The sequence below is a fragment of the Bacteroides coprosuis genome (assembly GCF_020741705.1).
Taxonomy (GTDB): Bacteria; Bacteroidota; Bacteroidia; order Bacteroidales; family Bacteroidaceae; genus Bacteroides_E; species Bacteroides_E coprosuis.
Genome location: NZ_DYYK01000164.1, coordinates 1 through 5,392, shown reverse-complemented (window position 1 = coordinate 5,392; position 5,392 = coordinate 1). Strand labels below are relative to the sequence as shown.

The 5,392-nt window shown below is 32.8% G+C and carries 4 protein-coding genes; all 4 read right to left on the bottom strand.

From position 1 onward, the window contains the following. Nucleotides 1-25 precede the first annotated feature (25 nt). The 4 genes from K8V80_RS09810 to K8V80_RS09795 all read right to left on the bottom strand — a co-directional run bounded on the left by K8V80_RS09810 (nt 26) and on the right by K8V80_RS09795 (nt 5,011). Nucleotides 26-1,540, bottom strand: coding sequence for a PCMD domain-containing protein (locus K8V80_RS09810; RefSeq protein ID WP_006745033.1), 1,515 nt, complete (start codon nt 1,538-1,540; stop codon nt 26-28). A gap of 833 nt (nt 1,541-2,373) precedes the next feature. Further along, on the bottom strand, nt 2,374-3,129 hold the full coding sequence (locus K8V80_RS09805; RefSeq protein WP_276777512.1) for a hypothetical protein: 756 nt from the start codon (nt 3,127-3,129) through the stop codon (nt 2,374-2,376). 192 nt (nt 3,130-3,321) lie between these two features. Further along, entirely contained in the window at nt 3,322-4,596 is a 1,275-nt protein-coding gene (locus tag K8V80_RS09800; protein WP_276777509.1) for a PCMD domain-containing protein, read from the bottom strand. Nucleotides 4,597-4,774: 178 nt separating this feature from the next. Beyond that, complete coding sequence (locus tag K8V80_RS09795) at nt 4,775-5,011, bottom strand: hypothetical protein (RefSeq protein WP_276777507.1); 237 nt, start codon at nt 5,009-5,011, stop codon at nt 4,775-4,777. Nucleotides 5,012-5,392 lie beyond the last annotated feature (381 nt).

Genomic DNA, 5,392 nt, shown 5'->3' with positions numbered 1-5,392 from the left:
GATTGCTAAAACAAACTTAATAAGTTTAGTTCTCTGCAATAATTTCTAAGTTATCAATTAACAGTGTGCTACCTGGAGCTCCTGAGAATTTATCTCCATCTTTACTTGAAGAGAAAATAACAGCAAGTTTGTATTCCTTGGTTGCATCATATTCATAATCCAAAGCAACATTAAATGGTTTGTATTCTTCAGTTCCAGCTACTTCAATTTGTTTTTTGAAAATAACTTCTGTAGAAGTGTAGATATCATGACCAGTTAGTATAATGTCTTTACCATCTTTGTCTTTAGCATTATAAACAACAACTGCTATCATACCTTCATCTTTTACTCCTGGTCTTTCTTCTACGATATGAGAAGTTTGCGCTCCTGGATTAGGGCATTCGTAATAAAGTTCTCCTGATTTATATTTATATGATCCACGTACAGTAGCTATTTTTTTGTCTACAACAACGCCAAACTTAGTACTCTTTAAAGGATCTTTGAAATCAAGGATGAATTTACCAAGGAATAAAGAACCAGATGTTACTTTAGGAGTGGCTGGGAATGTCCAAATAGGGCCATTGCCTTTAGTATCTAATGTTTCAATATGCATAGCTTTACCTTCTACTCCTGCATCAGAACCTACAACACCAAATTTATCAGCATAATTCATTCCAATAAGTGTTTTTGTACCACCATCACTAGCATCCCATACATAGATTCCTTGTGTTGCTGGAACATAAGACTTAAATTTGTCTGAGCCTTTAGTAGCGCTATATTTTTCTACAAGATCTTCAAAATCAAAATAAGCGCGGTCTAAGCTTTTTAATACTTTTACTTTGTATTCATTTACAACAACACCATCTTCTGAAGTGACCGTATATTTCACTTCCTTACCTTCGCTTAGGTCGATAGCAGTTCCGATTGCTGGGACAATCGTTGCTTTATCTGAAATTTTAATAGCTGGAGTAATTTCTTTTAGATCTTCTTCTGTAGCATTGGTTACCGTTACATTGTAAGTTTTAGTTGCTTCATCAAAAGCCACTTCTGCTCCTTCAATTGTAAAATCACTGATTTGAGCTTCTGAACTTTGATCAGCTGCCATCTTTTCACCATTGAATTTTACTTTGACCTTCATTTCCTGGCCTTTAACATCGACATCAATATCGGTTGTCATTTTCTTGTCAACAATATTACCCGCTAGGTTCACTTGACACTCACCCACAGCTAGATTTACTATGTCTGAGCCACTAAAAACTACGGTTCCTCTAGGCTGCTTAACATCTACATCGCGCACTACGATATCACCTAGTTCCATTTCTCCAAAAGAGAAGTTTTTCAATGCTAAAGTTGCTTTTTTACCATCTACACTTGTTATGTAAACTTTCTGAGCTAATCCCTGTGCTATTTGAGTTCCATTCAGCTCAACATCTAATACACCTTTATAAACTCCTGCAAAATCTACAGGTAATTCCACAGGACATTTTTCATCACGGCTACAGCCAGCAAAACCGCCTACTATTAGCAATAATGAAAATAGGTACAACAGATTCTTTTTCATAATTTCAATCTTATCAATATTAAATTTATACTATTAAAAACTAATACCAAAGTATACATATTTATCCTATTAACAAATAAAAAGAGGTATAATTAATCTTTAAATATAAGCACACACAGCTCAAATGCACAATTAATCAGTAGTTTAGAACTTATATTAATTCTTATTTTAAATTCAAAAACAGAATTCAAACCAAATTAAGGGTAATAACCTTTAATTAAGAAAAGAACACTTAATAGTCTAATAAGAAGAAATGAGAATAAGTAAAAGCTTGAATAAGAAATGAAGTAGTGATGAGATTAGTATTTTTTTAAGATTTACAAGAAAGACATAAAAACGTTTTTTATCTATTTATCTGCTTTTTAACATATAGATAAATGCTTCTAAATGCTTACAAGCTATTATCTTTGACCCTTAGATATTCTATAAAAAGAGTATCTATCCATTAAAAATAACAAACCCCATCTCTACTCTTTTGTTAGACTATTCTTGTAGAGGTGGGGTTTTTATATGTTGTACTTCTAAGCATTGCTCAAAGAAACTTTCTTTCCTTAAAAGTACAATAGCTATTGAAAACATTGTAGTACAAAGATAATCTTCCAAATGCTTTTAGCACTCTTTAGTGTAGCGCATTTAACCTTATTTATCTTGATACATCTATAGGCAGAAAGCCCTACGCTTCACTAAAGGCATAATTATCAATACACTAAACCACTAATATAAAAACACATCATTAATACATTTTAAAAGAATAGCAATATTTTTAAAACATAAAAATGGGCAAACCCTCTCCAGATTTGCCCATTTTCAATTAAACGAAAGTTTGTGTAAACTTATACATATTTTAGTCGAACTGTATATACTTGTTCTACAGATTCATCTTCTGATACGACTGTGATTGTCATAGCCTTGGCAGGAGTATCTATATCTAGAGTAGATGGTTCCATCTTATATCTAGCCCCATCAGATACTTTAATTTTAAACTTATACCCTTTTATTACTTCTATAGAAGTCATTCGCTGGATAGAAATTTCATAAATATCATCTCCTATCAGCTCTATATTCCTAACAGACACATCATTAATAATAAATTCTTCGATCTCTGCTTTAGAACTTTCTTTTTTATTCATCTTTGGACCATAAAATGTAGCTGTATAAGTTTCTCCTTTATGGCTAGACGTTATTTTATAATTTAAGGTCATTACATTACCTTCAGTAACTCCGTCTAAAGAAACCTTAGCTTTTCCATCAACTCCAAAATCGACCTCTATTTCTTTTCCTTTAAACTTAAAGGTATTATCGGTTGCCGAACGACTATCAACAAGAACGTCATCAAATTCCATAACAAAAGGATCTCCCATAGATTCTTTATAAAGATTTGTTTTTAAACTCAACCGATAGGGATCATTTGAGTTTTTCCTCAAATATACTTTCGCAGCATTATTCCAAAACAAAAACTCAGGTTCTTCTATAACTCCTTTGTACACGCCTGTAAAATCGGGGATATGTTTCGAACTGCTTGAGCAGCTTGAAATACCGATTGCTAAAAATAAAAAAGCTACCAAATAAGTAATTTTATTCTTTCTCATAATGATTGTAGATTACGTTAGGATTGTGATATCTCTATCAAAGTTATTATTAAAAATGATATTCTTGATATTATTTTAACACTTTAAGCTCTTTTAATGTCTTTATTGCGCCCATATACCCAAAATAAAAGCAAGCATAGGTTGTAGTCTATGCTTGCTTTTACTAGGATATTTGTTATTTACACTCTTTTATTATTTAGTAGAAATACGTACATTATCAATACGTAAGACACTCTCTGGAGCACCACTATATGTTATGCCATCTTTACTTGACGCAAAGAGCAACACAAATCGGTATTTCTTATCTGAATCGTATTTCGCACCTTCATTCCATCTCAATTTCATCTCAAACTCTTCAAATCCTCTTGTTGCCTTGTCGCTCGTATATTGAGCTTTAGCTACTACTTGAGGAGAATTTTGTAGGGTTCGCAATGTTAATATATCATCGGTATTCTCAAAATTTGAGACTTCATAAAGATAAGCAGCCATGAGACAAGCATCTACTTTATCTGCATCTAGCACCACCTCGGCAGGTTTATCGGGGTTGGGGCAAGAGAAGTACTCTTTTCCCGACTTATAATAATAGTAACCCTTTACACTCATAGGCTCTACCTCAAAAGGTGAACCCAATAATAATCTATCATGCGGATGAAGTAGGGCATCATCATTAAAACCTCCACAGTATAAATACCCACCATACACCTTGGGCAAATGTAAGAAGTTATCTCCTTCAATAGACTCTACAGTACGTATTTGTGCTGAAAGTTTGCCAGCTTGGTTGTCACTACTACTTCCCACCGTATATTCGGTCATCAATTCTAACTGTTTGTAACGAGCTACTTCAAAATCGGTTGAGCTCCATCTTAAATTCTCAAACTTCGACTTAGGCAAACTAAAATGAATATTATCAATATCAAGAGGATTACCTACCTCCCATTCTTCAAAATCAAATAGATAATTCTTCAATTTAATATCGGTCTTCTTTCCTACAAAAGTTACTTCTATCTTACGTTTATCAGCTGAGTTTTTAAACTTACCATCAATATCAAGACTGATCTCTTTTTCAGTAATTTTACCTAAAACAGTAAATTCTGCTTCACCTTGACCTACTAGATCAACGTGATTACTAAAACCATCTAATGAGCAAGTGTTTCCTTTTACTTCATAGAGTGCAGGAATATAAATGTTACCATACTCTACTTCTTCCAAAAGAAAGTCTTTCACAGCCAGTCGCAATGTATTGGGAGATGGATCCGTTTCGACAAAAGCATATTGTTTATCGAGGGTAAAATCTTTCTTCGAACCATCTCCTTGCACTACAGAGATGTTCATAGTTCCCTCATAGATGCCAAAAACATCAAAAAGTTCTTCTTCGGGACCATCCTTTTTCTTTTCATCATCTGAACAGCTAAACATTGTAAACCCTAAGACAAAGGCCAAGAGAGTATATAGTTTTGATAATTTCATTTCGTCGAATTTATAATTTTAGGTAAAGTAAACAATCTCTTTTTACTCGGGCAAATGAAGGCTCTCTTTTTTCTACAAATCCCAGTGATCTTCCAAGAAAGCCTACACAACTCCTGTTATGTAGGCTTTCTTTTCTCTCTTTGATGTATCCAAATGAAAATCTGATGCTTTTACTTGTTTAGAAAAGCATAGCAACTCCTTGCCTATCAATATCAGTTCCTAAATGTAGCATTTCCTCTAAATCAAGGGGGTCTGATGTATTTAAAAAGTAATAATACAGCAAATAACCGAAAATGATAAGCACTAGAATCCAAAACACAAGCCTACGTCTATTATGGCGCTTATACTTATTGTTTTTATAAACTATCTCATTAAATAAAGAGTCAGTTAGTTCATCATTTTTAGTTTCACTCATACTTATTATGTTTTTCTATTTTATAATATATAAACACTTAATAGTTGAAAAATGTTATAAAAAGCTTCCCTTTAATGTAAAAAACAAAAGAAGTAAACCTACCAGCTATCATTCTATAAATCTGTTATTCTAAAGGTAAAGACTAACTTCTCTCATAGTATTTAAATAAATCACTTGAAAGGGATATACTTATTTCTATCCAGATACCTCACTTTTCTTTAAACTGTTTTTAACACCTAGTTGCTTTCTACTCCTCTGTGTACCTTCTCATCTTACCTTATTATATAGGGGTACATGTATAACGAATCACCTTTTTACAGCCAACAAGGAATATATAAAAGAAGATATGAGCTAAAGTTTAACACAAATAAGACAACAAAA